Below are 25,740 nucleotides of genomic sequence, written 5' to 3' on the forward strand. Positions count from 1 at the left end.
CTGTTGAACAGCAGCACCATGCGCTCGTGGCTCTGGCTCAATTGATGCTGGCGGTCGCGGCAGGTTCGAGGCGTTCGCCCGTCCCGGCATAAGGCACGCGATAGCCGTTCGCCGCCAGCCAGTCGATGGCCGCTTTCGGCTCGTCGGTCTGGATGATGGTGGCGCCGCGATCGGCCCAGAAACCCCATGCCTCACGCGGCAGGCTGGCCTGCACGGCCAGTTCGTCGCCACGGCCGCCGGCGAGAAAACCGCCGGGCTTGTTGACGATGGCGTAGGTGTCGGCCCAGATGTGCCAGTTGCCGCGTGCCGCGGCGGCGCGCATGCGCGTGCTGAACAGCGGCCCGCCGGTTTGCGTCAGCGTTTCGGCGCCCGCCCGCCAGTTGATCAACTCGATCGCGCGCGGCGCAAAAGCGTGGTCGACGGTCTCAGCGAAACCGGCATCATGCACAGCGTCATCGGCGATGATCGGCATGAACTGGACACCGCCGCCGATGGCAGCCATCGCGGCTTTGACCGTGGTGATCCGGTTCTGGTTCCAGAGGTTCTCCTTGACGATGACCTGGTCGGCCATGCCGAGATCACGCGCCACCGCGATCACGCCCGGGAGATCGCCGACTTCGAGCTTGTTGTCGAGATTGATGAGGATCCTATCCCTGGTCGCCAGCAGCATCTCGCGCAGCGTCGAGACCGTCTCATTGGTGACGGTGCGGGTGCCCTCCACCACCAGCCGGCAATCCTTCAGGTCGGCCAGCGTATAGTTCACCACCTCGCCCTTGCAGGTCGTGGTGCGGTCGAGCCAGCTGTCATGCATGACGACGAATTCGCCGTCCTTCGAGCGCCTGATGTCGACCTCGACGATCTCGGCGCCCATGGCGATCGAGCCTTCGACGGCGGCAATCGAGTTTTCCGCATAGAGCGTCTTGCCGGCCTGCATGCTCCCGGCGCGGTGCGCGGCCACCATGACGTGGTCGCGCCACTGGTTGGCATGTTCGAAGCGGTCGAGGATCTGCCTGGCGCGGCTTTCGCCAGCCAGGGCCTGGCCGGAGGTGGCCGCAAATGCCGTGGAAAGCAGAAGGCTCAGCCAGATTGTCCGCATCGAGAATCGCTCCTTGCCGGATCGAAACCGGGATAGGCGATGCCCGTGACAGGCGGGTGAATGAAGCCGGCTAGCAGATGGTGCGTCAGATGCGCCTGGACACCCGGCGAAACCATGCCATGGCCGGCATCTCGACCAGGCGCCAGGTCATCCAGGAGGCGGCGATGGTGGCGACAAGCATGACGACGATTGCCACGGTCCCGGCCCAGCCTGCGCCGAAGCCGGTCGCGGGTTGGCCGCGCAGGACGAAGTCGCCGATCAGGCCGAGGCCGAGCTTGCGTTCGACGAGCCCGGCAAGATTGATCAGACGCGCCTGGACGAAGATGTGGACCATGTAGATCGAGTAGGACAGCGCGCCGAGCGTCAGCATGAACGGCGCCCTCAGCAAGGCGGAGATCCAGCCGCCTTCATGGGCGAAGAGAAACAGCGCCAGTACGAACACCACAGGTGCGGCGATGCCGAAATCATTGCTGCCCGCCAGCGAGACGAAAAGGACGATGACCGCCACCATGACGATTTCGGCAAGGGTCCAATCCATCCGCGGGCCGCGCCTGGCGAGAAGCTGTCGCGCCCCTGCAATGGAATCATGCTGAAACCAGGCCAGCAGGGCGCCAAGCGAGAAGCCGTAGAGACAGCGGATGAAGCCGAAATCGTAGGACACGTCCATATGATGCGTGGAGAAGCCGAGCAGGAACAGCGGCGCAGTGACGGCGGCGGCGACAAACCATATCCAGGCACGCGCGCCGGCGACGAAGACCACGCCCGCGAACAGGAGATAGGCGAAGAACTCGGCCGAAATGCTCCAGCTTGGTGCATTCCAGGTCAGCCGGTCCTCGAAGCCCATCCCTTGCAGCAGGAACAGATTGACAAGCAGGCTATTCAAATCGAAACCGCCGGTGAAAGGGGCTGCGCCGGTGCCATGCAGTTGCGGCAGCATCAGCCGCAGCAACTCGAACCCCGCAAAGGCCGCAAGCATCAGCAGATGCAGCGGGTAGATGCGGCCGAAACGCACCAGCGCGAAGCCGGCGACCTCTTCCGGCCGGCTCAGCCGATTGGCATAGCTGCTGGCGATGACGAAACCGGAAAGAACGAAGAAGAAGTCGACGAAAAGGTAGGACGAACCCACAAAGGCGCTTTGCGAGATCGACGAGGCGGTCGGGAAATGAAACAGCGCCACCAGAAGCGCGCAGATGCCGCGCCACGAATCGAGAACCTGGAAGCGTTCTCCCGCTACCGTACCGGCATGGGTCGACACCACGGCATGGGACGGATTAAGAAACGCGGTCTGCGTCATGATGATACAAATCCTGTCTTGCCGTGGTACCCGGGCGGCACCGTTTCGTCTCCCCAAGCTGTGACTGGCATCTTCCGTGCCGGTTCTGTAGTTGTTGCACCCCGATGAAAACGAGGACCAGTAATGGCGACCAAGAACATCGACCATGCCTTCACCGCCCGCTCCAAAACCGGCGGCGCCCTTGAGCCGACCTATTCCGGCGCGCTGTCGTTCATGCGGCGCAAATACACCAAGGACGTGAAGGGCGCGGACGCGGTGGTGTGGGGCATTCCCTTCGACGCAGCCGTTACCAACCGGCCTGGCGCCCGCTTCGGGCCGCAGGCGATTCGCCGTGCCTCTGCGATCCTCGATAATGACCCGCAATACCCGTTCTCGCGCGATCTGTTCGAGCATCTGGCTGTGGTCGACTATGGCGACTGCCTGCTCGACTCCGGCAACCACCAGAAGACGCCCGGCACGATCGAGCGCGAAGCGACGAAAATCCTGAAGTCGGGCGCCTTTCTGCTGACGCTTGGCGGTGACCATTTCGTCACCTGGCCGCTGCTCAAGGCACACGCCGCGATCCACGGGCCGCTCGCCCTGGTGCAGTTCGACGCGCACCAGGATACGTGGGAAGATGACGGCAAGCGCATCGACCACGGATCCTTCGTCGGCCGTGCGGTCAAGGAAGGCATCATCGACCCCGACCGGTCGATCCAGATCGGCATCCGGACGCACGCGCCCGACACGTTCGGCATCAAGATCCTCTACGGCCATGAGATCGAGGAGATGCGTGCATCCGATATCGCCTATGCCATCGTCGACCGCACGGGCGGCAAGAAGACTTATCTGACCTTCGACATCGACTGCCTCGACCCGGCCTATGCGCCCGGCACAGGCACGCCAGTGGCCGGCGGGCCTTCGTCGGCGAAGATCCTGTCGACGCTGCGTCAGCTCAACCAAATCGATATTGTCGGAGCCGACGTCGTGGAGGTTGCGCCGGCCTACGATCACGCCGATATAACGGCGATCGCCGGCTCGATGGTCGCCATGCAATATCTCGGCCTGCTGGCTGAACGAAAGGCACGACAGGTAGAGATGAACAACGGCAATCATAATGGTGCCGCGGTGAATCAAGGTCACGGCATATAGTGTTGAAATATCAGGGAATTTGATCAGGTTATGAAACCGAAAATCTTCATCGACGGCGAGCACGGCACCACCGGCCTCCAGATCCTAGCGCTGCTTGCCGAGCGTGGCGACCTGGAGATCATTTCCATTCCCGCCGAGCGCCGCAAGGAGACGGCGGCGCGCGCCGAATTCCTCAATGCCGCCGATATCGCGATCCTGTGCCTGCCGGACGATGCGGCGAAGGAGAGCGTCTCGCTGATCGCCAACGACACCACCAAAGTCATCGATGCGTCGACCGCGCATCGCGTCGCCGAAGGCTGGGCATATGGCTTCGCCGAGATGGACAAGGATCAGGCCAAGGTGATCGCCACGGCCAAGCGCGTCGCCAATCCCGGCTGCTGGCCGCAGGGGCCGATCGCGACATTGCGGCCACTGGTTGCCGCAGGCCTGCTGCCAACCGATTTCCCCATCACCGTCAACGGCATTTCGGGCTATTCGGGCGGCGGTCGGCCGATGATCGAGGACTATGTCGCCAAGGGCGAGGACGCCTCGGAGTTCCTGCCCTATGGCCTGACCCTGCAGCACAAGCACGTGCCGGAGCTGAGGGCCTATGCGAAGCTGTCGCATGATCCGATCATGCAGCCGGCGGTCGGCAATTTCGCCCAAGGCATGATCACCGTGGTGCCGTTGCAGCTTGGTGGCCTGGACCATGTGCCGACGGGCGCGGAACTCCATGCGGCCATTGCCGACCATTTCGCCGCGATCAAGGGCGGCGTGGTGGAAGTGGCGCCTTACGCCCATCTGGAGCGTGTGCCGGAGATCGATCCCGAGATCTACAACGGCACCAACCGCATGAAGGTCTATGTCTTTGCCAACGACAACAGAGCGCAAGCGCTGCTGCTGGCGGTCTATGACAATCTCGGCAAGGGTGCCTCGGGCGCGGCCGTCCAGAACATGGACCTGATGCTCGGCCTTTGATGGACGCACCGGACTTTCCGGCGCGCTGGAAGGTCAGCGCGCCAGAACTCATTGCCGAGACCTTTTCGAGCCGCATCTGGAAGGTTGTTCGCGAGGACGGCTCGCCGGCCGTCGTCAAGGCGCTCAAGCCATTCGACGATGTAGCCGACGAGTTGCGCGGCGAGCATTTTCTTGCCTGGCGGCGGGGCGAAGGCGCGGTGCGCCTGCTTGCCCGCGACGGCCACAGCATGCTGCTTGAATATGTCGGCGACACGCTGCTCTCGCGGGTTCTCGATGAACACGGCGACAACGCCGCAACAGAGATAGCGGCGGATGTAATGGCGAAATTGTTTTCGCCATCGAAGCACCCCTTCCCGCCCGAACTTCAGCCGCTCAGGGAACGGTTCGCCAGCCTGTTCAAGAAAGCCGCAACAGACCGCGGCGCCCGCCATGACAGCCTCTATGTCGAGGCCGCCGCCATCGCAGAACGGCTGCTGGATGATCCGCATGACGTCAGGCCGCTGCATGGTGACCTGCATCACGAAAACATCCTGCAGGGCCCGCGCGGCTGGCTGGCGATCGACCCGAAGGGCGTGCTTGGCGATCCCGGCTTCGACGCCGCCAACATGTTCTACAACCCGCTCGACCGCGACGCGCTCTGCCTCGATCCCCTGCGGATCGCGCACATGGCCGAAGTCTTTGCCAGGACGCTGGGGCAGTCGCCGGCCGCGATACTGGACCATGCCATCGCCTATGGCTGCCTGTCCGCGGCATGGCATCACGAGGACGACAATGCGGACGAGGAGAACCGCGAGCTGTCGATCGCCAGGGCGATCCGGGCCGTGCGGACGAATTTCTGACCCGGGAACGGCCGAAGTAATCGATTGTTCACCATGATCGGCTAGTGACCATGTCCTGGCTTCACAAGGATTTGCCATGGTCAGCGCGATCTCGGGTTCTTCCTCGGCAACCCAGTATTCCTCGTCCAGTTCCTCGAGCAATGCAGCCCAGGAGGCAGCGCTCGAAAAGCAGATCCAGGACCTGGAGGATCAGGCCAAGGCGATCACGGATGAAGTCAAGGCCGCCCAGATCCGGCAGGATATGGCGGTGGCCCAGGCCAAGCTTGATGCGCTCCGGGCCGCCGACGCCGACAAGGCTGCCAAGGCCGCTCAGAGCCAGTCAACGCCGTCCGCCGCTGCTTTGCGCCAGGCGGAGTTCGACGGCGAGAAAACCACGCAGTCCAACGAATTCTGGATGTGACGAGCTGATCGGCTCGAGCGATTCACCGTTTCAAGGAACCGGTGAATCGCTCTAACTGTTTGTTTTGACGCAATTCCGGACGGAAAACCGCTCACATTTTTCCTGGAATTGCTCTCAACTCCTTGGCGCGATCTCTTGCGGCAAGGGGTAAGCTGCCTTGGTGCCGCGCCAATGAGCGGCGGCAAAGCCCAGCACGATCAGTGCGAAACCCTGATGGGTGAGCGCCATATGCAGCGGCACCTGCATCAGCAGCGTGCCGATGCCGATCGACGCCTGCACCAGCACCAGCACGAACAATAGCGTTGCGCGACGGGCATGGGTTGAGCCCGGCAGGCGGATCCGTGTCGCGATCATGTGCCAGAGCGCGACGGCGAAGACCGTATAAGCGCCGAGCCGATGGACGAACTGCACCGTCTTCGGGCTTTCGAAGAAGTTGCGCCATGCCGGCTCGAGGATCAGCAGGTCGCCGGGGATGATCTTGCCGTCCATCAGCGGCCAGGTGTTGTAGCTCAAACCGGCATTGAGACCGGCGACAAGACCGCCGAGATAGATCTGGATCAACGCCAGAAGCACGATGAAGCCGGCCATGCGCTGCGTAGAGCGATCGGCCGCAGGCTCCGAATGCGGGGCCAGCCCACGCGCCACGACCATGGTGGCGGTGAAGATCAGCGCCGCCAGCGTCAGATGCGTCGCCAGCCTGTACTGGCTCACCGACACACGGTCGACAAGGCCGGAAGCGACCATCCACCATCCGATGGCGCCCTGCAGGCCGCCGAGGAGAAGAATGCCGACGAGTTTCGGCCCCAGGCCGCGCTCGATGCGGCGTGTCACCCAGAACACCAGCAGCGGCAAGGCAAAGACCAGGCCGACGCTGCGCGCCAGCAGACGGTGCGCCCACTCCCACCAGAAGATCGACTTGAACGCCTCGATGCTCATGCCCTTGTTGAGCTCGGTGTATTGCGGGATCTGCTGGTAGCGCTGGAACTCCTCTTGCCACTCGGCGTCGTTGAGCGGCGGGATGACGCCATGGATCGGCTGCCATTCGGTGATCGACAGACCCGACTCGGTAAGCCGCGTGGCGCCGCCTACCAGCACCAGTGCAAACAGCACCAGAAGCACGACATAAAGCCAGCCCCGAACCAGCGCCCGGTTGTGCAGGTCGCGGTCGCGGGCAGCGTATGGCGCAGCGGCGGCTGATATGGCAGCCATGATCTTGTCCCGGCAGGTTGAAGTCGCGGATAGGTGAACCATCGCACCCCTGCTGGCAAGGCCATCCGGCGCGGCACGCCGTCGCGCCGCCCGCGGCGGGTTGCACGCATCCTGCGTTCGGCTTAAGCGATAGCGATCAACGAGGCCAAGCCATGCCCATTCGCCTGAAGAAGCTGATCGGAATGTTCCTGCTAGTGGCGCTGGTGATCATCTATGCGCTCGTCGCATCGATCTTCGCGGTCGCCCGTTTGTCGGAATCGAGCGCGTTGGTGCAATTCCTGTTCTTCCTGCTCAGCGGACTGCTGTGGGTGCTGCCGGCGATGGGCATCATCAAGTGGCTGATGCTGGATCCGCGCTCGAAAGGCTGAAACAGGCCCGCGTCGGTTTACAAGGTCACGCGTCAAGAACGCGAATGTGATTCATCGACCCACGAACAAGGGACTATCCTGACCGCTCTCACCTGGGGAGGCCGGCATGCTGAAAGCGATGTTCGCAGGGCTGGCCTTGCTGTTCACCTCACTGGCCGTGTCGGCCGCGGCAGCCGAAACCATCAACGTCTCGGACGACCATGGCGGCAGCGTCGCCGCCTACAGCCAGCGGTGGAAAGCGTTGGCGGCGCGCGGCGTCAATGTGCGCATTGTCGGCAAATGCCAGTCCGCCTGCACGGTGCTGCTCGGCTATGTCCCCCGCAGCCGCATATGCGTGATGCCGGCGGCGAGCTTTGGCTTCCACCTCGCGCACCGCACCGACATGACCGGCGTGTTGTGGAACGCTTATGCCTCCGACATCCGCGGCTGGATCAACGCGCATGGCGGATTGACAGCCGACTTCAAATGGATGAGCGCACCGGACACCTACCGCTATTTCCACAAATGCTGACACGTTGCGGATGTTCGCCGGCTCGATCGCCTTGCCCGACAAGGCAGCCCGTCAGACGGTGACAACCATCTTGCCGGCATTGGCGAGCGGCGTGGTCACGCCCGACAGCATGGTGCGGATGTGGGCGAGGCTCTGGTAGCGGCCATTGATCGAAATGCGCGGCAAGGCATGCAGGAAGCCGGCATGTTCGGCGCGCAGCACGCCATGGCGGGTCGTCACGGCGGAGACATAGCCGGCGTCACGGGCAAAGCCCACTTCGCGGCAGCCGACGGCGCTCGCGTAGCCATAGGGATAGGCGAAATGGCGGGGCTCCCTGCCGAGCTCGGCGCGCAACTTATCCTTTACCGCGCCGATCTCATGCCGCGCATCGGCTTCGGACAGCCGCTTCAGATTGCTGTGGTTGATCGTATGGGCGCCAATCGTCACCAATGGATGCGCCGCGACAGTGCGAATCTCATCCCAGTTCATCAGTGTCCGCAGGCGCGGAGCGTCCGCGTCGACGCCATTTGAACTGGCCAGATCGCGCAGCACGGTCCGCAAATCCTCCTCGCGAACCTCGGTGGCGAGATAGGCATGCAGCCGGGCTATCGCCTGGGTTTTCCTGGCAGGGGTCGCGCAATCGATCACCGCCGGACCGTTCGGGGTCGCGAGCGTCAGGCGCTCGCACGCATTGACGATGTCCTCGGCTACGTCCCACCACAGATCGGCGGTGCCGTCGATCAGGCCGGGCGCGACATAGATGGTTATCGGCGCGCCGTGCTTTTCCAGCACCGGCAGGGCCTCGGTCATGTTGTCACGATAGGCATCGTCTGCGGTGATGGTGGCGAACCGACCGCCCTTGCCGCCTGCCTTGATGCGCTCCACGGCTTCGTCCATCGAGACGAAGGCATAGCCATCCGCCTTCATGTCACCGATCACCGCGTCGAGGAAGCTCGGCGCTATGTTGAGATGCCGGTTGACGCTGTCGGGCTTTTCCGGTGTCGCCGTCACGCGGTGCAGCATCAGGATGGCGCCGATGCCGCCGACAAATGGCCTGGCCAGCGGTGCAAGGCCGGTATAACGGGCGACGTTGAGCGCCAGTTTCCGGATTGCCTCCCCACCGTCGATCATTCATTCACCTTTTGCGCCTAGGCTGATCCAAGCACGGAATACGCCTGAGCGCCCCCCAAATCGGGATCAATACGCCTTAAGGATTGAGGTATGGTTGACGCAATGGCGTCATTTGACGGCAATCGGCTCGCGGCGACCGAGGCGTCGCCACGCGCCCTGCCGAAGGATGCCGAGGGGCTGTCGGTTTCCGTTGTGGGTACGGACGGGCTAGCGGCCTATGCGGAGTTCTGCCGGTCGGCGCTTAGCGCGCCGGCACAGGGCGCGACATGGATCCTGAACTGGGCCGCCCAGGTCAAGCCGGATCTGCTCGTGGCGACGCTCACTCTCGAAGGCAAGCCGGTCTTCGCGCTGGCGCTGGAGATTGTCAGCCGCGGCCCGTTCCGGGTCGCCCGTTTCATGGGCGACCGCCACGCCAATGGAAATTTCGCGGCAGCCGACACCCAATGGCTGACCAGGGCGGATCGCGCGACCGTCCGCGCGATGTTCGCAGCCATCGCCAAGGCTCGTCCCGACATCGATCTCATCGCGCTGGAACGGTTGCTGCCCGATCTCGACGGCATCGCCAATCCGCTTGCGTCGCTCGACCATTTTGCCAGCCCCAATCTTTCACTGGCCGTGAACCTTGCCGGTGGGTTCGATGCATTGCTGCTGCGCGCCAGCGGCAAGCGCAAACGCAAGAAGCATCGTTCGCAGACGCGCAAATTCGAGGCCGTCGGCAGCCACCGGCGCATCGAGGCGCGAACTTCGGACGAGGTGGACAGGCTGCTCGACGCCTTCTTCGAGATGAAGGAACATCGCTTCCGCAAGATGGGCATTGCCAACGTCTTCGGCGACGCCCGGACACGGGCCTTCTTCCGGGGGCTGTTCACGCAAGCCCTGGCCGAGGACAAGCCGTCCTTCGTGCTCCATGGCTTGGAGGTCGCCGGCAAGCTGCGCGCCGTCACTGGGTCGAGCCGTTCGGGCAAGCGCCTGATCTGCGAATTCGGCGCGATCGCGGAGGACGATCTCGCGAACAGCAGTCCCGGCGACTTCCTGTTCTTCGACAACATACAGGAAGCCTGCGACACCGGTTTTGCCGTCTATGATTTCTCCGTCGGCGACGAGGCCTACAAACGGCAGTGGTGCGATATCGAAACGCGGCATTTCGAGGTGCTGGCCCCGCTGACACTGAAGGGCCGCGCCCTGGCGCAGACGCTACGGCAGGGCGCGCGGCTGAAGGACTTCATCAAGAACAGCCCGACGATCTGGAAGCTGACCAAGATGCTGCGCCGCAAGGCAGCCGGACAGCCGGCGCCCGCGGCTGTCGAGGACGACAGTTAAGCTCGCTTCGAAATGAGCGCCATGAAGCCGACCATCCGCACGCTAACCCTCCGGGAACTGACCGACCTGATCGACTGGGCAGCCGCCGAGGGCTGGAACCCGGGCCTTGAAGACGCGGCGATGTTCCAGGCCGCGGATCCGGAGGGATTCATCGGGGCTTTTGTCGGCGACGAGATGGTCGCCGCGATTTCGGCGGTGGCCTATGGGCGCGATTTTGGTTTCATCGGCCTCTACATCAGCCGTCCGGACATGCGCGGTAAGGGCTATGGCAAGGCGGTGTGGACCGCCGGCATGGCCAGGTTGGCCGGGCGCACCATCGGACTGGATGGCGTCGAAGAGCAGCGGGCCAACTACCAGAGCAAAGGGTTCAGGCCGGTCTACGAGACCATCCGCTACAGCGGGCGCCTTGCGGGCTCGCCCGTCGGCGCCGGGCGGCCTCGCATGGTGAGTGCGCAACCGGTGCCCGACATCATCGGCTATGACGCGCTTTGCTTTCCCGCGCCCCGGCACTCTTTCCTGCAGCAATGGCTGCAGCCGCCTCACCGTGCCTTGGCGGCGATCCAATCGTGGGGGGTGGCCGGCTACGCGGTGGCCCGTTCCTGCCGCAGCGGCTTCAAGGTCGGCCCGCTCTTCGCCGACGACACGCAGACGGCGCTCGAATTGCTCGCAGAGTTGGCAAGTGCGTGCGAAGGCGGCGAACTGAACATCGACGTCCCGGCCACCCAAGTCGATTTCATCGCAGCGCTCGATGCGGCGGGCCTCTCACCGACCTTCAGCACCACCCGCATGTATCAAGGCCCACCCCCGAAGCTTGATGCCAACAGGGTATTCGGCGTGACGACGCTGGAACTGGGATAGGCCAGGCGGTCTGCGAACAGCGGCTGTTCAGGCCGCCGAACGCCGGCCCGGGGTGCCGGGCGGTTCGTGGCCAAGCGGCGTCACCAGCGTCAGGTCGGGGTAACCGCTCTCGATCAGCTTGACCGCGGCCCGCGTCACCTCGTCGTCCGGCTCGAGCATGGACAGGAACACTTCGGTCGCGTCGCCACCCAGGCGGCTGATGCCTTGCGCATCGGCCGGCCCGCACTCGACCACCACCAGATCATAGGCCGTGGTCAGCGACTGCATGATGATCGGCAACCTGTCGGCGGCGCGCATGGCGCGGACGGGATCGGCGGTGCCGACCGGAATGACGTGGCAGTCGGAATAGAGATCGGCATGGATCACGTCGCTGAACTGCGCCTGCGAAGCGAGCAGATCGGTGATGCCCGGGAAAAGCCCGCTGTCCAGCATCGGTCGCGAAGCAGCACCCGAGGCGGTAAGATCGAGCAGCAGGACGCGCAGGCCGGCGTCGGACACCTCGCGCGCCACCAGGACCGCCGATGCGGCTGCCTCATCGCCTTCGGGCGAAACGAATATGGCGCGTGCGGCCCCGCTGGCGATCAGCTTTTCCGCGGCCTTCTCGATGTCGATTTCACCGAGCACGGAGCGCGGCCGCTGGACCTCCACGACGGGTTCCGGCTCGGCAGCTGATACGGCCTCGGCGACAGGCTCCGCCTGGGCGGCAGGCTCAGGCTCAGTAGCAGGCTCAGGCTCGGCAATGGGCTGGGCTCGCACCGTCATCTCAGATTCCGCGACCGTTTCGGGCCATGACGCCCCAGCATCACCATTGGCGAACTCGCTGGCGACAGCTGGCTCCAGCCGGACAGCTGGTTCCAGGGGCGCGGCCGGCTCCTGGCGGGCAGTTGTCGGCATCGCCACTTCGTCGATCGGCGCAAAACGGGCGCCCGTAGCCGGGCGCATGGCGCGGCCTGAGAAGAGTTCCCGCAGCAGCGTGAAGACCGCCGCCAGCAGAAGCGAAGCCGCGGCGGCGGCGCCGACGATCGGCCCGACCTTGGGGAAGTATGGCTCGGAGGGCACCGAAGCCGGCGAGGAGACACGAGCGTCGACCGGCACATAGTTGCGGTCCTGGCGCGAAGCTGCCTCGCGGTAGTTGGTCAGATAGAGTTCGAGCTGTTGGCGCTTGGCCGCCGCATCGCGCTGCAGCGCGTCGAGACCGACCTGCTGTTCGCCAGCCTGTGCCGAGGCCGCCTTCAGCGTGTTGACGTCGGCAACGAGTTGGTTTTCACGCGCCTTGGCGGCATCGGCCTGCATAACCAGGCCCTTCATGACCTTCTGCGCTTCGCTACGGATCTGCGCATCGAGATCGGCCAGCTGTGATTTCGCCGCGCGAACGCGCGGATGATTGTCGAGCATCGTCGTCGACAGATCGGCGATGTTGGCGCGCAGCTCGACCTGACGCTCCCGCAAACGCTGGATCAGGTCGGACGACAGCACTTCCGGCAGCGAATCCAGCGAGCCGCCATTCTGCAGCGCCTTGCGTACGCTGTCGGCGGTGCCTTCGGCCGCGGCGCGGTTGGCCCGCACCCGCGACAATTCGGTCGACAGCTCGGCCAGTTGCTGTGTGGCCAGGGTGGAATTGTTGCCGCCCATCAGGAGGTCCGACTGGCCGCGGTACGCCGCGACCTTGGCCTCGGCATCCCTGACCTGCTTCGACAGGTCGGCGATCTCAGGCGCCAGAAAATCCGCGGCGGCGGTGTTCGATTCGCTCTTGGCCGCACCCTGCCCCGCAATATAGGCAGCGGCAATGGCGTCGGGGATGGCTGCGGCGAGCTTGGGATCCTCGGAGGAGAACTCGATGGCAATGATGCGCGTCTTCTCAACACCAAAGACGTTGAGCTTCTCGCGCATCTTCTTCAACACGCGTTCGTCGGCCGGAATATCCATCGGATCGTTCTTCAGCCCAAGCAGGATCAGCATACGGCTAAGCGACGACATGTTGATCGTTTCGTCGAACTCGGGCAGCCGCGCCAAGCCGAGTTTCTGCGCCACCTGCTTGAGGATTTCGTTGGACGAAATGATCTGGACCTGGGTGGCGACGCCTTGCTCGTCGAGGATCGGCTTGTCGCCGTCATTGTTGCTGCCGGCCGGGCGGGTATAAACGGATTCGCGCGGGGCGATTTCCACCTGCGTCTGCGCCTTGTAGTGCCGTGTCGCGAGAGAAGCGAAAGCAAACGCCAAGCCTGTCACCACGAGAACAAAGAGCAATATGCGCAGCCAGTTCCTCGCCAGGCTGGCGAAAAGCTGCCTGAGGTCGACATCGACATCTGCGGCCGCGGACTGAACGGACATGCATCCCTACTCCGAAACTGGGTCAGGATGCACCGTAAACAACTATGGTAACTCAGCAGTTAAGATCGCGGTAATACTCCATTAGGGATTACTGGCGAGCGGCTAGAAAAAACGACAAAATGGCAAAATCCCTGCCGGCGCGAGATCTAACGGCCGTCGCCTTTACCGGCCATTAACCCTAACAGGATGATAACGAACCCGATCCCAGATGTTTGCTGCGACGCCGCAGCGGCCAGTCGAAGGTACGTATCCGGTCATGAAAAGCACTGCTTCCCTTGTTCGCGCGCTGCTTGCCGTATCGATGCTCGCCGGCTGCTCCAGCTACCGCCCGCCGCCGGCGGCCTTCCACGAGGTCCTCGACCAGCCTTATCGTCTCGGCGCCGGCGACCGCGTCCGCGTCACCGTGTTCGAACAGGACGGCCTGACCAACACCTACAGTGTCGACCAGTCCGGCTATCTCTCCTTCCCGCTTGTCGGCGCCGTGCCCGCGCGTGGTCACACCGCGCAGCAGATGGAAAAGGAGATCGCCGACAAATTGCGGCAAGGCTATCTGCGCGATCCGGACGTTTCGGTCGAGATCGACCGCTACCGGCCGATCTTCGTCATGGGCGAAGTGGGTGCTGCCGGCCAGTATTCCTACGTGCCCGGCCTGACGGTGCAGAAGGCCATCGCCATTGCCGGAGGCTTCACGCCACGCGCCAACCAGGAAAGCGTCGACATCACCCGCGATATCAACGGCAAGGTGATGACCGGGCGCGTGGTCACCTCCGACCCGCTGCTGCCCGGAGATACCGTCTTCGTCCGCGAACGCCTGTTCTGACAGATACCACGTGGCGGACAAGCTCAGGATCGTCCACTGCTTTCGTTCACCCGTCGGAGGAATTTTCCGGCATGTGCGCGACCTGACGGAAGCTCAGGTCGCGGCCGGTCATGTGGTCGGGATCGTCTGCGATTCGACCACCGGCGGCGAATTCGAGGAACGCCTGTTCGAGCAGATGAAGGACACGCTGGCGCTCGGTATCCATCGCACGCCAATGCAGCGCCATGTCGGCCCGGGCGATCTCGCCTCGGCCCGGCGCACCTACAGGATCATCAAGGAATTGCAGCCGGACGTCCTGCACGGGCACGGCGCCAAGGGTGGCGCCTATGCCCGTCTGTTCGGCTCATTGTTGCGGGTATCAAGGTCTCGCGTAGCCCGCCTTTATTCGCCGCATGGCGGCTCCCTCCACTATGACGAAACAACAGCCACGGGGAGGCTGTTCTTCGCTCTGGAGCGCTCCATGGCGCGCTTCACCGATTGCCTGCTCTTCGTCTCGGATTATGAGCGGCGAACCTATCGCCGGAAGGTGGGCGAGCCACCGATCCCGAACACGCTGGTCTACAACGGACTGCGCGCCACGGAATTCGAACCGGTGGCCGTCGGCCCCGATGCGGCGGATCTGCTCTATATCGGCATGATGCGGGACCTGAAGGGCCCCGACATCTTCATCGATGCGCTGGCCGCCGCCGGTCCCCGGCTTGGCCGTGCGCTGAGCGCGGTGATGGTCGGCGACGGCGACGACCTGCCGCGCTACCACGCGCAGGTGAAGCGCCTTGGGCTTCAGGACCATGTCCGCTTCCTGCCGCCAATGCCGGCCAGGGAAGCCTTCGCGCTGGCGGCGCTCGTCGTCGTTCCCTCACGCGCCGAAGCCATGCCCTATATCGTGCTTGAGACACTTGCAGCGGCAAGACCCATGATCGCAACCTCGGTCGGCGGCATACCAGAGATTTTCGCCGCCGGCTCCCCTGCCCTGATCAGGCCTGATCCCGTCGAACTCACCGACAAGATGAGTGAAGCGCTGGCCGATCTCGCAGCCTTTAGCAAGCTGATGCCCGACGGCGCCGGCCTCAAGGCGCGCTTCGGCGCCGACGTCATGGCCGCCGAAATCGAAAAGGCCTATTTCGCCGCGCTCGGCAGGTGACACCCCAAGCCTTTCCAAAGCCACGCGTTGTTTCAAGGGTTTCTTAGCTCTCTTTTGCTAATCACCCAGGGGAAGCTTGCGGACTGTCCCATGAACGAGATTGACCCCGCGCGCCGCTTTTCAGCAGAAGCTGTGCGTAAATTCGACGGCCCGGCCGATGGCGATGCGCCCGGGGGCATGAACGATGTTGCCCGACAGGTCGCGTCGCAATACCGGCGCGATACGATGTCGCCGATCATGGTCAGCGGCGTCCTGCGCATGATCGAGTTCGCGATCCTGTTCCTTTCGGGGCTCTGCGTCTATTTCTACTATGTCGGGTTCTTCAACTATCTTGCCTGGCAATATCCGGTGACGATCGCCGCCGCGTCGTTCCTCGCCGTGGTTCTGCTCGATGTCACCGACTGCTACCAGGTCGTTTCCCTGATGCGGCCGATCGCCAATTTCAGCCGCATCCTGCTGGTCTGGGCCGGTACCTTCGCGCTGATGGCGTTGACGGCTTTCACCATGAAGATGTCGGAAGACTATTCGCGACTGCTGTTCGGCACCTGGTTCGTGGTCGGCTTCGTCTTCCTCTTCGGCCTCAGGCTGGTGATGTCGAAGCTGATCCGGCGCTGGGCCCGCGACGGACGCATGGAGCGGCGCGCCGTCATCGTCGGCGGCGGCAAGGCGGCGGAAATCCTGATCCGTTCGGTCGAAAAACAGCCCTATAACGACATCCGCATCTGCGGCATATTCGATGACCGCAGCGACAAGCGCTCGCCGCCCATCGTTGCCGGCTATCCCAAGCTCGGCACCATTTCGGAACTGATCGAGTTCGCTCGCATCGCCCGCATCGACATGCTGATCGTGTCGCTGCCGCTGACCGCCGAAACGCGTGTGCTGCAGCTGTTGAAGAAGCTGTGGGTGCTGCCGGTGGACATTCGGCTTTCGGCGCATTCCAACGCACTGCAGTTTCGCCCACGCGCCTATTCCTTCATCGGCTCGGTGCCGATGCTCGACATCTTCGACAAGCCGATCAACGACTGGGATTCCGTCGCCAAGCGCGCCTTCGACATCATTTTCTCACTGATCGGCATCATCGTCTTCTCGCCGGTGATGCTGGCGACCGCGATCGCCATAAAACTCGACAGCAAGGGACCGGTGCTGTTCAAGCAAAAGCGACACGGCTTCAACAATGAGATCATCGAGGTCTACAAGTTCCGCTCGATGTACACCGACCGGTCGGATCCGACCGCCAAGCAGACAGTGACCAAGAACGATCCGCGCGTCACCCGCGTGGGCCGCTTCATCCGCAAGACGTCGATCGACGAACTGCCGCAGTTCGTCAATTCGCTGCTGGGATCGCTGTCGCTGATCGGCCCGCGCCCGCATGCGATCGCGGCGCAATCGCACAACCTTCTCTACAACGAGGTAGTCGACGGCTATTTCGCCCGCCACAAGGTCAAGCCGGGCGTCACCGGCTGGGCGCAGATCAACGGCTGGCGCGGCGAGATGGACACCAACGAGAAGATCCGCATGCGGACGGAATACGACCTCTACTACATCGAGAACTGGTCGCTGCTGTTCGATCTGCGGATCCTGTTCCTGACACCGATCCGGCTGCTCAACACGGAAAACGCCTATTGAGCGCGATTTCCCATGAGTTGCCGCCGGCCGCGGTCAACGCCAAGCTGATCGCGCTGATTTCTTCCAGTGCGGTGGTGTTCGGCATCCTCCTGTCCGGCTTCGTCATCAGCGAGCCGGCGCCTTACGAAATCTACATGGCCGGGCTGATCGCCATCTGGGCGCTCTTCGGCTTGCGGATTTCCCGCGCTGCGATGCCGCTGCTGGTGCTGCTGGTAACAATGAACATCGGTGGCATGATCTCGATGACGCAGATGGCGGACCTCGCCTTCACGCCCCTCTATCTCTCCGTGTCGCTGTTCCTGGCCTTCAGCGCGGTGTTCTTCGCCTCGGTCACCGCCACGCAACCAGGTCTCTACCGGCTGATCTTCAATGCCTATGTCGTCTCGGCCGTGGCGACGTCGCTGCTCGGCATAGCAGGCTATTTCCATGCCTTTCCCGGCGCCGAGATCTTCACCAAATACGACCGCGCCGCCGGCGCCTTCCAGGATCCGAACGTCTTCGGGCCGTTCCTGGTGCTGCCCGGCATCTATCTGCTCTATCTGCTCCTGACCGGTCCGGTCTCGCGCATGCCGCTGCTGGCGGTGCCGCTGCTGATCATCGCATCGGGCATTTTCTTCTCCTTCTCGCGCGGCGCCTGGGGCATGTTCGCCGTTTCGGCGATCCTGCTCACCGGCTGCCTGTTCCTGCAGAGCAACAGCGGCAAGTTCCGGTTGCGCGTGGTGATCATGACCATCGCCGCGCTGTCGTTGCTGACGATCGCCGTCATCGTCATCCTGCAATTGCCCGGCGTGTCGGAGATGTTCTCCAACCGTGCGCATCTCGAGCAAAGCTATGACACCGCCCGCCTCGGCCGTTTCGCCCGCTACGGAATCGGCTTCCAGATGGCGATGGAGCGTCCATTCGGCATCGGGCCGCTGGTCTTCGGCAAGATGTTCGGCGAGGACACCCACGACATCTGGCTGAAGATGCTGATGGATTATGGCTGGCTCGGCTTCGTGTCGTTCCTGACGCTTGTACTGTGGACCATAGCCTCCGGGTTCCGCATACTGCTGCGCGACCGGCCGTGGCAGCCTTACCTCTTGTGCGCCTATGTCGCCTTCATCGGCAATATCGGGCTCGGCACCTTCATCGATATCGATCACTGGCGCCACGTCTACCTGCTGCTCGGCCTGATCTGGGGCGCCATCGCCTTGGAGTACCGCCATCAGCGGCTGTTGCGGCCGGCTCTGGCTCAAGCAGGACGCTGAAGGCGCGATCTGCCCAGGGTTCAGCCAAGACGAACCGGAAGAAGTGCCATTTCCAAATGGCCAGGTTTCACCGTTCGGGCCATTGATGGCGGCAAAGCCTACCGCTCGCCAGACTTCGGCGGGATCGTCTCAACGCGCACCTTGTCACCAATCCCCTTTGCCATCGCGAACGCTTGGGCCCTGTCTTTCGTCGTCAACACCGTGCGCCAATGTGGCTTCTCAAAAACGGAAACGACGAAGGTCGTTTCCGGCTTTTCGTTCATCGCGCGGCTCCTTCATTTGCATGCTTCGGCCATATTAGTATCAGTGCATAGATTTGCCAGCCGGCGGTTCGGTCCCTAAACAGTCCGCCGGTCAGGCCCGGTGTCCCAATTCATCCCAACGCAGGCACCGGGCCGCCTTGAGCTTCGGAGATCCCGGGATTTGGTCTCGACCCAAGCGTCGACGAGATATCCTAAGCCGGCTTTGTTCCATGCCTGCCACTTGCGGTCGAGCTTGCGCTGCGCAATACTACCTCTTGGGGTAAAGGGTTGCAGGGGAGTAGCATGCCAATCTACGATGTCGCAGAAATGCGCTACGATCGGGTAATCAGATGCAAGGCAGTCGAAGCGACTAGTCCTGCCGTGGCCGCATCGGAAATGAATACCTGCGAGGCAGCCTCGCAAAGGTGGGCGCGGGACTGGATTCGCGTAACTGATGAGGCTCGTGGGGAAGTATTCGCCTACACGGTCGCTCGCCGAATGAATTCGGCTCAACCACCATCATGAAAATACAAATGTTGGTTCGCAGTGGGCACCAGCCCGCTGCTGGGACTTCTTTGGGGGTGCAGCGGGCTGCGGGTGTGGGCACCCAAGGAACAGCGAAGGGCTGAATCAGTTCGCTGTTCGCGGTCAACATATGAGACATCGGCTCAAGGGCGCGACTTACGGATTCGTAAGGAGCCCACCTCTCTCGCTTAACGGTGCTACACGTGCGAGGGGATTTGCCGACGAATTTCAGAATCGCCGACGCAGGAACATTCGCTGTCTGTTGGGGACTTCTTCGGAACGCCGTGTCCGAAACGGGCGACTGGAGCGCCTTTCGCTTCAAAAACGAGAAAAGGCGCCCAAGGCGCCTTCGGTAAAACCAGGGATTTCAAGGAACTAATGGTCGGAGTGGCCGGATTCGAACCGACGACCCCTTGACCCCCAGTCAAGTGCGCTACCGGGCTGCGCTACACTCCGGACCGGTCGCGATGTATCGTGATAACCCCGCTCGGGTCAACCGAATTCCGCGACTATCTTGCAGGTAGATTGTGAGACAATGGCAGCCGGCTGCGTCAGTACCTTACCTTAACCCTGGCACACATCGACCCATTCCGCACCGACAAGATCGACCATGCGCTGCGGGGCGATCCGCACCGCGGCGTTGGTGGCCCCGGCGGCCGGCACGACCTCTTCAAATTCGCGCAGCGACACGTCGCAGTAGACCGGCAGAGGCGCCGGCAAGCCGAACGGGCAAACACCGCCAACCGGATGGCTCGTGGCAGCGACAACTTCCTCCGCATCCAGCATGCGCGGCTTGCCGCCGAACCTGTCCTTGAACTTGCGGTTGTCCAGTCTGGCGATGCCGCTGGTCACGACCAGCATGGTGCGGTCGCCGACGCGCAGGCAGATCGTCTTGGCGATCTGCGCCGGAAGGACGCCATGCGCTTCCGCCGCCAGCGTCACCGTTGCCGAACTCGCTTGCGTGACGATGACTTCGACATCAGGCGCATGGGCGGCAAAGAACGCACGAACGGATTCCAGGCTCATATCGAAAAACTCACGGTTCAAAATCCGACGTACAAGGCGCCCGACACACAGGGCGCCCGACCCACAGGAGCGATTGGCGCAAATCTGGATGCGGCACGTATAAACACGTGCGATTCATGAATCGGCAAGCCCGGCCGCCGGGGAACGCCGATGCATCAACAAGAAACCCGCCAAGCTGGCCTTGACGGGTTCCGCGGCATTGCTGGTTGCCGATTTTATGCCAGGGGGCGACCTTGTGCGGCCGGTGTCGGTGCAGCGAAAGCGATGAGAGCATCCTGCGGCAGCCGAAGCGCGGCCGCGATACGACGCAGCTTCGCCGGATCGGCAGCCCTGCCGTTCTCGATGTCCTCAATTTCGCCGACCGCGAGACCGCAGGTCAGGGAAAGCTCTTCCAAGCTGTATCCGCGGGTCTCCCGCATTGCTCTGAGGCTACTGGAATCTGGCCCGATCTCACTGACTAACGGTTCGGAGAGGGCATTGATTTTTGCATTTTGGGGCATTGGCAACTCCGGTGGCTGAAAGAGTTTGATCAAAATGGAGTGTTGCCTGAGACGAGCAGGAAGATGCCCGCTCGCCAGTGATTTGCCAAGAGCCAAACGGACCGTCACGCTATCGTGAACCGGACGCCTTCGCGCCAGCTTACGCACATCGGTGCCATCAAGTTCTTTTGAACGACCGGCACCTTTTTGCCCGAAGGTTTGGGCCCACCTGTTCGTTGTTCTGATGCACTGGCGTGAAAACCATCCGGTTCCAGCCAGGCCATTCCCAGAAGGATATCTGCAATGAACGTCAAGGCATCCCTCCTCGTGCTCGGCACGGTCTCCAGTCTTTTCATCGCCGGTGCGGCGACCGCTCAGGCGGCGGACGCGTTGCGCGTTCGTGGTACTGTGATCAGCTTCGAGCCCTCCCTGCTCACCGTCAAAACCCGCCAGGGCGACACCTCCGCGATCAAGCTCAATACCGGCTGGAAGATCTCGGGCGTCGCCAGTGCCTCCGAAAAGGACATCAAGCAAGGCGACTTCCTCGGCATCGCTTCCGTTTCAAAGGCGGATGGCGGCAGCGGGGCGCTGGAAGTCGTGATTTTCCCCGCTGCCTTGAAAGGCACCGGCGAGGGTGACCGCCCGTGGGACCTGCAGCCGAACAGCCGCATGACCAACGGCACGGTGGCGGACGTCACCGACATAAGCGGGCGAGCCGTGACACTGACCTACGACAATGGGCAGACCAAGAAGATTTCGATCCCCGACAGCACGCCCGTCGTGACCTTTGCCCCGGCCACGCCGACCGATCTCAAGCCGGGCGCAACGGTTTTCGTGACCGCCCAGCGTGAGGCCGACGGGACGCTGAGCTCCAGCCGCGTCGTGGTGGGAAACAATGGCGTGGTCCCGCCGATGTAGCCAAACAGCCGGAAAGAGCGCGGCTTTTCGGCCTTGGTGATGATGGTTGGAAAGCCGGCTTCTTCGGAAACAGTCCAGAAACAAAATTCTACAATCGGGAAATACTGACGAAAAAATTCGGGAGCGTAATCCCATGTGCGGCGGTCGGGCTATCGACCCGATTTAATATCTGCCTGCGAAAAAAGGAAACGATCCATGAAGAAGTCCCTCCTCTCGGCTCTCGGGCTTGCGGTTGCAGTTGCTTTCACGGTGCCGGCTATCGGCGTGACGAGCGCGGATGCGGCCCCGATGGCGAAGCATCATCGTCATCATCACCACCATCGTCATCATCACCGCCATCACCACCACCATCATCACCACCACCACATGAAGACGATGAAGAAGGCCTGACACCACACTGCCAACGAGAAGACCGGCCTTGGCTTCTTGTTCAAGGCTGGTCTTCTTGGTTGCGCCGCCAGACCCGACATGAACCGGGCCTATCGAATTTCGCCTGACGACACTGCTGGCCAGGATTTCGGCGCCAATTCCAATACTTCGAGAAGCGAGACTTTCACGCCGCGCCAAATCGCGATACGGCAAGGGATGCTTCTGACCGGCAACTGTACCGGATCAGGCTTTCGCGAACAGGCCAGGTATCCCGATGACGGCCAAGGCCGACCTCTCCCGGACAGACCGCCTTGTCCTGTCGGTTGCCCGATTGTGGCTCACACTTCGCCACCCTGCCCTTGTCGTGCGGTTCTTCATGAAACTGGGCTATCTGCCCAATCCGGCGGCGCCCGTGCGCTACCATGAATTGTTGCTTTGGCGAAAGATTCTCGATCGCAACCCGCTGTTCGTGACGCTGACCGACAAGCTGGCGGCCAAGGCTCATATCCGTGAAGTGTGCCCCGGGATCCCCATACCGAAGACGCTCTGGCGCGGGCGCGACGCCATCGACATCCCGCCGGGTCTGCTGGCCGGCGCCGTGGTGGTCAAGACAAACCATGGCTGCGCGATGAACATATTCGTCGCCGATGGCGACCCCAGTCGCGGCCTCATCATCGCCAAGACGAGGCACTGGCTGAGAAAACGCTATGGCCGCCGCAATGGCGAATGGGCTTATTGGCCGATCGTTCCCACCGTTTTCGTGGAAGAGCGGCTGGCGCTCTCCGGGGCAAGGGTCGCAACCGACATCAAGGTGCATGTCTGCGGCAGCGTGGTAACGCATGCCTGGGTCGAGGATAAGGCCGCCGGCCGTTCGCTGCTTTTTGACCGGGACGCCAATCCATTGCCCGGGCGCGATCCAGACTATCCCCGCGAGGATCAGGCGGTGCCCGTCAATACGCAGCTTCTCGACTATGTCCGTCAGGCGGTATCCATCGCCCCCGCCATCGCCGGCAACCTCGACTACATCCGCGTCGACTTCCTTGTCACCGACCTTTGTCTCTATGCCGGCGAGATCGTCGTCTATCCCGGTGCTGGCTATGGCACCACCACCAATCCGGCGTTCGCCAGCGAAATCGAGCGGCTCTGGCGGCTCGACCAATCAGCCTTCCTGCGCCGGCCTCACAAGGGGGCTGTGCGCCTCTATGCCGACGCGCTTCGCGCCAGATGCCGGAGCAACATTGCGAATGGCCAGGCCGACGCCGCGCAGCACTCCTGATGAAGCCGCCGGGATCAATGGCGGCTCGCCCTTCGGGGTCGGCCGCCATTTTCTTGGCTGAATCCCTTGTCTTATGACCAGAGTACTCCTCAGCGTCGGCTGAAAAGCAGGCTGGCGACCAGGCCGAGTACCACAAGGCCGACCGCGGCGGCGGCCGCCGGATGGTCGCGGGCCGATTTCTCGATCACCCTGCCCTGTTTGCGGATTGCCGGCATGGCATCCCGCAGACGTCCGGCAAGATCCGAATATGTATCAAGAGCGGCATCGCGGCCGTCTTCATAGTAAGCCCCGCCCCGTTTTGACATTGCCTTGCGCAACGCCGCGAGTTCCCTCGAGAGGGCCGCGACCTGCTTTTCGAGGTCGATGTCCGAAAGGGTCGAAAATGATGCCATCATGCGTTTCCTTGTCTTGCTGAGCGTCTTGCAGAAGGAAACGTAACGCCTCACCCGAAGGCGAGTTCCGGCCCAAAGGCTTCAAAACGCGTCGTGCGGCGGTCAGCGCACCTGGTCAAGCAGACGCTTGCATTCGAGCAGGTCGAACAGCGCCTCCTGCAGCAGCGCGCGGTTGTCGCGCGAGAGTTTCGACGCATCCGGCTGAACCGGACCTTCCTCGTCGCTCTTGCCCAGGCCAAAAAAGCGGCGGCTGGGCTTGACCCTTGGCTGGCCAACCAGCTCATCATCTCCGCCACGCGGCTGCGCCGCCGGTGTCAGCGGCACCTGATCGGCCTGCTTCCGTTGCGAGATCGCCTCGACTGCAGCCATGTCACCATTGCCGATGGCGACGAGGAAGTGATTGCCGTTTTCGCGCAGAAGCTTCTGAACGCCCTTGATCGTGTAGCCCTGGTCGTAGAGCATGTGGCGAATGCCCTTGATCAGTTCGACGTCCTGCGGCCGGTAGTAGCGACGGCCGCCGCCGCGCTTCATCGGCTTGATCTGGTTGAAGCGCGTCTCCCAGAAGCGCAGAACATGCTGGGGCAGGTCGAGATCTTCAGCGACCTCGCTGATGGTGCGGAAGGCGTCAGGGCTCTTGTCCATGGGCGAAATCCTCACGCTGGAGCGTGATCCGGAACGGTATTCAGCGAGATCACGCTCACCAAAGAGAAAAGCTCATTCCAGTTGCGCGGAATGGACCATACGCGGAACACCAATCCGGCCATGCTGCCGAATCGGACCTTATTTCAGCGGTTTGTGAAGCAATATTCAAGCCCGGCGTCATGGCGGCGCCGTTTTTCAACCGCCAATGGAGGCTATTTGCCGCCCTTGGCCTTGCTGTTCTGATGCGAGCGCAGGATGCGGTTCTTCAGCACGTTGGACGATTTGAAGGTCATCACCCGACGCGGCAGGATCGGCACCTCTTCACCGGTCTTGGGATTGCGCCCGATGCGCTCGTTCTTGGAGCGGACGTGAAACGTCGCGAAGGACGACAGCTTGACCGTCTCGCCACGCACGATGGCTTCGCAGATTTCGTCCAGCACAGCTTCGACGAGTTCGGCGGATTCAGTGCGCGACAAGCCGACCTTTCGATAGACGGCCTCCGCAAGGTCGGCACGCGTAAGTGTCTTTCCCCCCATGCGACCGTCCCATCAGCTCAAACATAAAATCGGCACAACAACGGCTGAGCCTAAGTAATTGATCCGGCAAGGTCAAGGACCGAAACCGACCCGTTCGGCACTTACCAGCGAACCAGAACAGCACCCCAGGTGAAGCCGCCGCCCATCGCTTCCAGGAGGACGAGGTCTCCCTTCTTGATGCGACCATCGGCAACGGCCACCGACAGTGCCAGCGGCACGGAAGCAGCCGAGGTGTTACCGTGCAAATCGACCGTAACCACCACCTTTTGCTCGGCTATCCCGAGCTTCTTGGCGGAAGCGTCAATAATTCGTTTATTGGCCTGGTGCGGCACGAACCAGTCGAGATCGTCAGCGGTGATGCCCGCGGCCGCGAAGGTCGCCTCGATAACGTCGGTGATCATGCCGACCGCGTGCTTGAAGACCTCGCGGCCTTCCATCCTGAGGTGCCCGACCGTTCCCGTTGTCGACGGTCCGCCGTCGACGAAAAGCTTGTCCTTGTGCGCGCCGTCAGAGCGCAGGCTGGCCGCCAGAACGCCATGGTCGGCAATCGTGCCGGCCCCCTCGCCCGCTTCCAGGACCAGCGCGCCGGCGCCGTCGCCGAACAAGACGCAGGTCGAGCGGTCATTCCAGTCGAGGATGCGCGAGAATGTTTCCGAGCCGATGACCAGTACGCGCTTGGCGAGGCCGCCACGGATATAGAGATCGGCTGTCGTCACCGCATAGACGAAGCCGGAGCACACTGCCTGCATGTCGAAGGCAAAGCCGTGATGCATGCCGAGCCTGTTCTGGATCTCGACCGCGGTGGCCGGGAATGTGTTGTTGGGCGTCGACGTCGCCAGCACGATCAGGTCGATGTCGTCCGGCATCAGCCCGGCATTTGCAAGGGCGGCACGGGCCGCGGCCTCGCCCAGGGAAGCCGTCGTCTCGTCGTCGGCCGCGATATGACGCTGGCGGATTCCGGTGCGCTGGGCGATCCACTCGTCCGAGGTTTCGACCATGCCCTCGAAATCGGCATTCTTCATGATGCGGCGGGGCAGCGCGGCGCCCGTGCCGCGCACGACTGATCTGATCAAAGTT

General features: G+C 62.8%; 28 protein-coding genes and 1 tRNA gene. 14 read left to right on the top strand and 15 right to left on the bottom strand.

What is annotated here, in order from left to right; genetic code table 11:
- Positions 1-37 precede the first annotated feature (37 nt).
- Positions 38-1,096, bottom strand: a complete 1,059-nt coding sequence (locus MesoLj_RS25200) for a glycerophosphodiester phosphodiesterase family protein (protein ID WP_202322939.1) — start codon at positions 1,094-1,096, stop codon at positions 38-40.
- An 85-nt stretch (positions 1,097-1,181) separates the two neighbouring features.
- The gene (locus MesoLj_RS25205; protein WP_202322940.1) at positions 1,182-2,390 is read right to left on the bottom strand and encodes an acyltransferase family protein; all 1,209 of its coding nucleotides are present in this window, start codon (positions 2,388-2,390) and stop codon (positions 1,182-1,184) included.
- A gap of 123 nt (positions 2,391-2,513) precedes the next feature.
- Between MesoLj_RS25205 and speB the strand changes: the two genes are divergently transcribed.
- The 4 genes from speB (at position 2,514) to MesoLj_RS25225 (ending at position 5,717) form a co-directional block, all read left to right on the top strand.
- On the top strand, positions 2,514-3,521 hold the full coding sequence (gene speB, locus MesoLj_RS25210) for an agmatinase (RefSeq protein WP_202322941.1): 1,008 nt from the start codon (positions 2,514-2,516) through the stop codon (positions 3,519-3,521).
- Positions 3,522-3,551: 30 nt separating this feature from the next.
- Positions 3,552-4,478, top strand: coding sequence for an N-acetyl-gamma-glutamyl-phosphate reductase (gene argC, locus MesoLj_RS25215; protein WP_202322942.1), 927 nt, complete (start codon positions 3,552-3,554; stop codon positions 4,476-4,478).
- Positions 4,478-5,317 (top strand): aminoglycoside phosphotransferase family protein, encoded by an 840-nt coding sequence (locus MesoLj_RS25220; RefSeq protein ID WP_446720258.1) that lies wholly within the window; start codon positions 4,478-4,480, stop codon positions 5,315-5,317. The genes argC and MesoLj_RS25220 overlap by 1 nt, the downstream gene beginning before the upstream one ends.
- 76 nt (positions 5,318-5,393) lie before the next feature.
- The gene (locus MesoLj_RS25225; protein ID WP_140767891.1) at positions 5,394-5,717 is read left to right on the top strand and encodes a hypothetical protein; all 324 of its coding nucleotides are present in this window, start codon (positions 5,394-5,396) and stop codon (positions 5,715-5,717) included.
- A 114-nt stretch (positions 5,718-5,831) separates the two neighbouring features.
- On the opposite strand, the gene MesoLj_RS25230 is transcribed toward MesoLj_RS25225, so the two are convergent.
- The gene (locus MesoLj_RS25230) at positions 5,832-6,926 is read right to left on the bottom strand and encodes a COX15/CtaA family protein (RefSeq protein ID WP_202322944.1); all 1,095 of its coding nucleotides are present in this window, start codon (positions 6,924-6,926) and stop codon (positions 5,832-5,834) included.
- 152 nt (positions 6,927-7,078) lie between these two features.
- Between MesoLj_RS25230 and MesoLj_RS25235 the strand changes: the two genes are divergently transcribed.
- Together MesoLj_RS25235 and MesoLj_RS25240 are read left to right on the top strand one after the other, a co-directional pair.
- The gene (locus MesoLj_RS25235; protein ID WP_140767893.1) at positions 7,079-7,294 is read left to right on the top strand and encodes a DUF2842 domain-containing protein; all 216 of its coding nucleotides are present in this window, start codon (positions 7,079-7,081) and stop codon (positions 7,292-7,294) included.
- Between the two features lie 106 nt (positions 7,295-7,400).
- Positions 7,401-7,805 carry a hypothetical protein gene (locus tag MesoLj_RS25240; protein ID WP_202322945.1) on the top strand — a complete coding sequence of 135 codons (405 nt, stop codon included), beginning with the start codon at positions 7,401-7,403 and terminating at the stop codon, positions 7,803-7,805.
- 51 nt (positions 7,806-7,856) lie between these two features.
- Here MesoLj_RS25240 and MesoLj_RS25245 read toward each other — a convergent pair whose 3' ends face one another.
- Positions 7,857-8,915: a polysaccharide deacetylase family protein gene (locus MesoLj_RS25245; RefSeq protein WP_202322946.1), complete on the bottom strand. Its 1,059-nt coding sequence runs from the start codon at positions 8,913-8,915 to the stop codon at positions 7,857-7,859.
- 90 nt (positions 8,916-9,005) lie between these two features.
- On the opposite strand from MesoLj_RS25245, the gene MesoLj_RS25250 reads away from it, so the two are divergent.
- Both MesoLj_RS25250 and MesoLj_RS25255 read left to right on the top strand, forming a co-directional pair.
- The gene (locus MesoLj_RS25250) at positions 9,006-10,235 is read left to right on the top strand and encodes a GNAT family N-acetyltransferase (protein ID WP_202322947.1); all 1,230 of its coding nucleotides are present in this window, start codon (positions 9,006-9,008) and stop codon (positions 10,233-10,235) included.
- 21 nt (positions 10,236-10,256) lie between these two features.
- Positions 10,257-11,093, top strand: coding sequence for a GNAT family N-acetyltransferase (locus tag MesoLj_RS25255; RefSeq protein WP_202322948.1), 837 nt, complete (start codon positions 10,257-10,259; stop codon positions 11,091-11,093).
- Positions 11,094-11,120: 27 nt separating this feature from the next.
- Here MesoLj_RS25255 and MesoLj_RS25260 read toward each other — a convergent pair whose 3' ends face one another.
- Positions 11,121-13,424, bottom strand: coding sequence for a GumC family protein (locus MesoLj_RS25260; RefSeq protein ID WP_202322949.1), 2,304 nt, complete (start codon positions 13,422-13,424; stop codon positions 11,121-11,123).
- Between the two features lie 256 nt (positions 13,425-13,680).
- Between MesoLj_RS25260 and MesoLj_RS25265 the strand changes: the two genes are divergently transcribed.
- The 4 genes from MesoLj_RS25265 to MesoLj_RS25280 all read left to right on the top strand — a co-directional run bounded on the left by MesoLj_RS25265 (position 13,681) and on the right by MesoLj_RS25280 (position 18,258).
- On the top strand, positions 13,681-14,244 hold the full coding sequence (locus MesoLj_RS25265) for a polysaccharide biosynthesis/export family protein (RefSeq protein WP_056565427.1): 564 nt from the start codon (positions 13,681-13,683) through the stop codon (positions 14,242-14,244).
- 10 nt (positions 14,245-14,254) lie between these two features.
- On the top strand, positions 14,255-15,385 hold the full coding sequence (locus MesoLj_RS25270) for a glycosyltransferase (RefSeq protein ID WP_202322950.1): 1,131 nt from the start codon (positions 14,255-14,257) through the stop codon (positions 15,383-15,385).
- A gap of 90 nt (positions 15,386-15,475) precedes the next feature.
- Complete coding sequence (locus tag MesoLj_RS25275; RefSeq protein WP_140767900.1) at positions 15,476-17,011, top strand: undecaprenyl-phosphate glucose phosphotransferase; 1,536 nt, start codon at positions 15,476-15,478, stop codon at positions 17,009-17,011.
- Positions 17,008-18,258 carry an O-antigen ligase family protein gene (locus tag MesoLj_RS25280; protein WP_202322951.1) on the top strand — a complete coding sequence of 417 codons (1,251 nt, stop codon included), beginning with the start codon at positions 17,008-17,010 and terminating at the stop codon, positions 18,256-18,258. Before MesoLj_RS25275 ends, MesoLj_RS25280 begins: the two co-directional genes overlap by 4 nt.
- A gap of 98 nt (positions 18,259-18,356) precedes the next feature.
- On the opposite strand, the gene MesoLj_RS25285 is transcribed toward MesoLj_RS25280, so the two are convergent.
- The 5 genes from MesoLj_RS25285 to MesoLj_RS25305 form a co-directional block, all read right to left on the bottom strand.
- The gene (locus MesoLj_RS25285) at positions 18,357-18,521 is read right to left on the bottom strand and encodes a hypothetical protein (protein WP_181179476.1); all 165 of its coding nucleotides are present in this window, start codon (positions 18,519-18,521) and stop codon (positions 18,357-18,359) included.
- A gap of 883 nt (positions 18,522-19,404) precedes the next feature.
- Positions 19,405-19,481 (bottom strand) — tRNA-Pro (locus tag MesoLj_RS25290).
- A 108-nt stretch (positions 19,482-19,589) separates the two neighbouring features.
- Positions 19,590-20,051 carry a YbaK/EbsC family protein gene (locus MesoLj_RS25295; RefSeq protein ID WP_202322952.1) on the bottom strand — a complete coding sequence of 154 codons (462 nt, stop codon included), beginning with the start codon at positions 20,049-20,051 and terminating at the stop codon, positions 19,590-19,592.
- A gap of 215 nt (positions 20,052-20,266) precedes the next feature.
- Positions 20,267-20,551 carry a helix-turn-helix domain-containing protein gene (locus tag MesoLj_RS25300; RefSeq protein WP_202322953.1) on the bottom strand — a complete coding sequence of 95 codons (285 nt, stop codon included), beginning with the start codon at positions 20,549-20,551 and terminating at the stop codon, positions 20,267-20,269.
- Between the two features lie 104 nt (positions 20,552-20,655).
- Positions 20,656-20,844, bottom strand: coding sequence for a hypothetical protein (locus MesoLj_RS25305; RefSeq protein ID WP_202322954.1), 189 nt, complete (start codon positions 20,842-20,844; stop codon positions 20,656-20,658).
- Here MesoLj_RS25305 and MesoLj_RS25310 point away from each other — a divergent pair.
- A complete protein-coding gene (locus tag MesoLj_RS25310) occupies positions 20,834-21,448 on the top strand; it encodes a hypothetical protein (protein ID WP_202322955.1) in 615 nt (204 codons plus the stop codon). The two genes, MesoLj_RS25305 and MesoLj_RS25310, sit on opposite strands and share 11 nt — an antisense overlap.
- Positions 21,449-21,610: 162 nt before the next feature.
- Here MesoLj_RS25310 and MesoLj_RS25315 read toward each other — a convergent pair whose 3' ends face one another.
- Entirely contained in the window at positions 21,611-22,030 is a 420-nt protein-coding gene (locus MesoLj_RS25315; RefSeq protein WP_202322956.1) for a hypothetical protein, read from the bottom strand.
- Between the two features lie 61 nt (positions 22,031-22,091).
- Here MesoLj_RS25315 and MesoLj_RS25320 point away from each other — a divergent pair, with 61 nt between their 5' ends.
- Positions 22,092-23,093 (top strand): ATP-grasp fold amidoligase family protein, encoded by a 1,002-nt coding sequence (locus MesoLj_RS25320; protein ID WP_202322957.1) that lies wholly within the window; start codon positions 22,092-22,094, stop codon positions 23,091-23,093.
- Positions 23,094-23,182: 89 nt separating this feature from the next.
- On the opposite strand, the gene MesoLj_RS25325 is transcribed toward MesoLj_RS25320, so the two are convergent.
- The 4 genes from MesoLj_RS25325 to MesoLj_RS25340 all read right to left on the bottom strand — a co-directional run bounded on the left by MesoLj_RS25325 (position 23,183) and on the right by MesoLj_RS25340 (position 25,736).
- Positions 23,183-23,485 carry a hypothetical protein gene (locus tag MesoLj_RS25325; RefSeq protein WP_202322958.1) on the bottom strand — a complete coding sequence of 101 codons (303 nt, stop codon included), beginning with the start codon at positions 23,483-23,485 and terminating at the stop codon, positions 23,183-23,185.
- Positions 23,486-23,587: 102 nt separating this feature from the next.
- On the bottom strand, positions 23,588-24,127 hold the full coding sequence (locus tag MesoLj_RS25330; protein ID WP_027042329.1) for a MerR family transcriptional regulator: 540 nt from the start codon (positions 24,125-24,127) through the stop codon (positions 23,588-23,590).
- A gap of 212 nt (positions 24,128-24,339) precedes the next feature.
- Complete coding sequence (locus MesoLj_RS25335) at positions 24,340-24,663, bottom strand: integration host factor subunit alpha (protein ID WP_010915609.1); 324 nt, start codon at positions 24,661-24,663, stop codon at positions 24,340-24,342.
- A gap of 101 nt (positions 24,664-24,764) precedes the next feature.
- On the bottom strand, positions 24,765-25,736 hold the full coding sequence (locus MesoLj_RS25340) for a beta-ketoacyl-ACP synthase III (RefSeq protein ID WP_202322959.1): 972 nt from the start codon (positions 25,734-25,736) through the stop codon (positions 24,765-24,767).
- Positions 25,737-25,740: the final 4 nt, after the last annotated feature.

Origin of the sequence: Mesorhizobium sp. 113-3-9 (assembly GCF_016756515.1) — a bacterium.
Classification (GTDB): domain Bacteria; phylum Pseudomonadota; class Alphaproteobacteria; order Rhizobiales; family Rhizobiaceae; genus Mesorhizobium.

Bases quoted from the DNA above. Each gene is read 5' to 3' on its own strand.
- MesoLj_RS25260 (WP_202322949.1), bottom strand. From the start codon at position 13,424: ATGTCCGTTCAGTCCGCGGCCGCAGATGTCGATGTCGACCTCAGGCAG.
- argC (WP_202322942.1), top strand. From the start codon at position 3,552: ATGAAACCGAAAATCTTCATCGACGGCGAGCACGGCACCACCGGCCTC.
- MesoLj_RS25310 (WP_202322955.1), top strand. From the start codon at position 20,834: ATGAACGTCAAGGCATCCCTCCTCGTGCTCGGCACGGTCTCCAGTCTT.
- MesoLj_RS25225 (WP_140767891.1), top strand. From the start codon at position 5,394: ATGGTCAGCGCGATCTCGGGTTCTTCCTCGGCAACCCAGTATTCCTCG.
- MesoLj_RS25245 (WP_202322946.1), bottom strand. From the start codon at position 8,915: ATGATCGACGGTGGGGAGGCAATCCGGAAACTGGCGCTCAACGTCGCC.
- MesoLj_RS25275 (WP_140767900.1), top strand. From the start codon at position 15,476: ATGAACGAGATTGACCCCGCGCGCCGCTTTTCAGCAGAAGCTGTGCGT.
- MesoLj_RS25330 (WP_027042329.1), bottom strand. From the start codon at position 24,127: ATGGACAAGAGCCCTGACGCCTTCCGCACCATCAGCGAGGTCGCTGAA.
- MesoLj_RS25285 (WP_181179476.1), bottom strand. From the start codon at position 18,521: ATGAACGAAAAGCCGGAAACGACCTTCGTCGTTTCCGTTTTTGAGAAG.
- MesoLj_RS25235 (WP_140767893.1), top strand. From the start codon at position 7,079: ATGCCCATTCGCCTGAAGAAGCTGATCGGAATGTTCCTGCTAGTGGCG.
- MesoLj_RS25250 (WP_202322947.1), top strand. From the start codon at position 9,006: ATGGTTGACGCAATGGCGTCATTTGACGGCAATCGGCTCGCGGCGACC.
- MesoLj_RS25325 (WP_202322958.1), bottom strand. From the start codon at position 23,485: ATGGCATCATTTTCGACCCTTTCGGACATCGACCTCGAAAAGCAGGTC.
- MesoLj_RS25220 (WP_446720258.1), top strand. From the start codon at position 4,478: ATGGACGCACCGGACTTTCCGGCGCGCTGGAAGGTCAGCGCGCCAGAA.
- speB (WP_202322941.1), top strand. From the start codon at position 2,514: ATGGCGACCAAGAACATCGACCATGCCTTCACCGCCCGCTCCAAAACC.
- MesoLj_RS25295 (WP_202322952.1), bottom strand. From the start codon at position 20,051: ATGAGCCTGGAATCCGTTCGTGCGTTCTTTGCCGCCCATGCGCCTGAT.
- MesoLj_RS25255 (WP_202322948.1), top strand. From the start codon at position 10,257: ATGAAGCCGACCATCCGCACGCTAACCCTCCGGGAACTGACCGACCTG.
- MesoLj_RS25230 (WP_202322944.1), bottom strand. From the start codon at position 6,926: ATGGCTGCCATATCAGCCGCCGCTGCGCCATACGCTGCCCGCGACCGC.
- MesoLj_RS25335 (WP_010915609.1), bottom strand. From the start codon at position 24,663: ATGGGGGGAAAGACACTTACGCGTGCCGACCTTGCGGAGGCCGTCTAT.
- MesoLj_RS25205 (WP_202322940.1), bottom strand. From the start codon at position 2,390: ATGACGCAGACCGCGTTTCTTAATCCGTCCCATGCCGTGGTGTCGACC.
- MesoLj_RS25300 (WP_202322953.1), bottom strand. From the start codon at position 20,551: ATGCCCCAAAATGCAAAAATCAATGCCCTCTCCGAACCGTTAGTCAGT.
- MesoLj_RS25265 (WP_056565427.1), top strand. From the start codon at position 13,681: ATGAAAAGCACTGCTTCCCTTGTTCGCGCGCTGCTTGCCGTATCGATG.
- MesoLj_RS25240 (WP_202322945.1), top strand. From the start codon at position 7,401: ATGCTGAAAGCGATGTTCGCAGGGCTGGCCTTGCTGTTCACCTCACTG.
- MesoLj_RS25320 (WP_202322957.1), top strand. From the start codon at position 22,092: ATGACGGCCAAGGCCGACCTCTCCCGGACAGACCGCCTTGTCCTGTCG.
- MesoLj_RS25200 (WP_202322939.1), bottom strand. From the start codon at position 1,096: ATGCGGACAATCTGGCTGAGCCTTCTGCTTTCCACGGCATTTGCGGCC.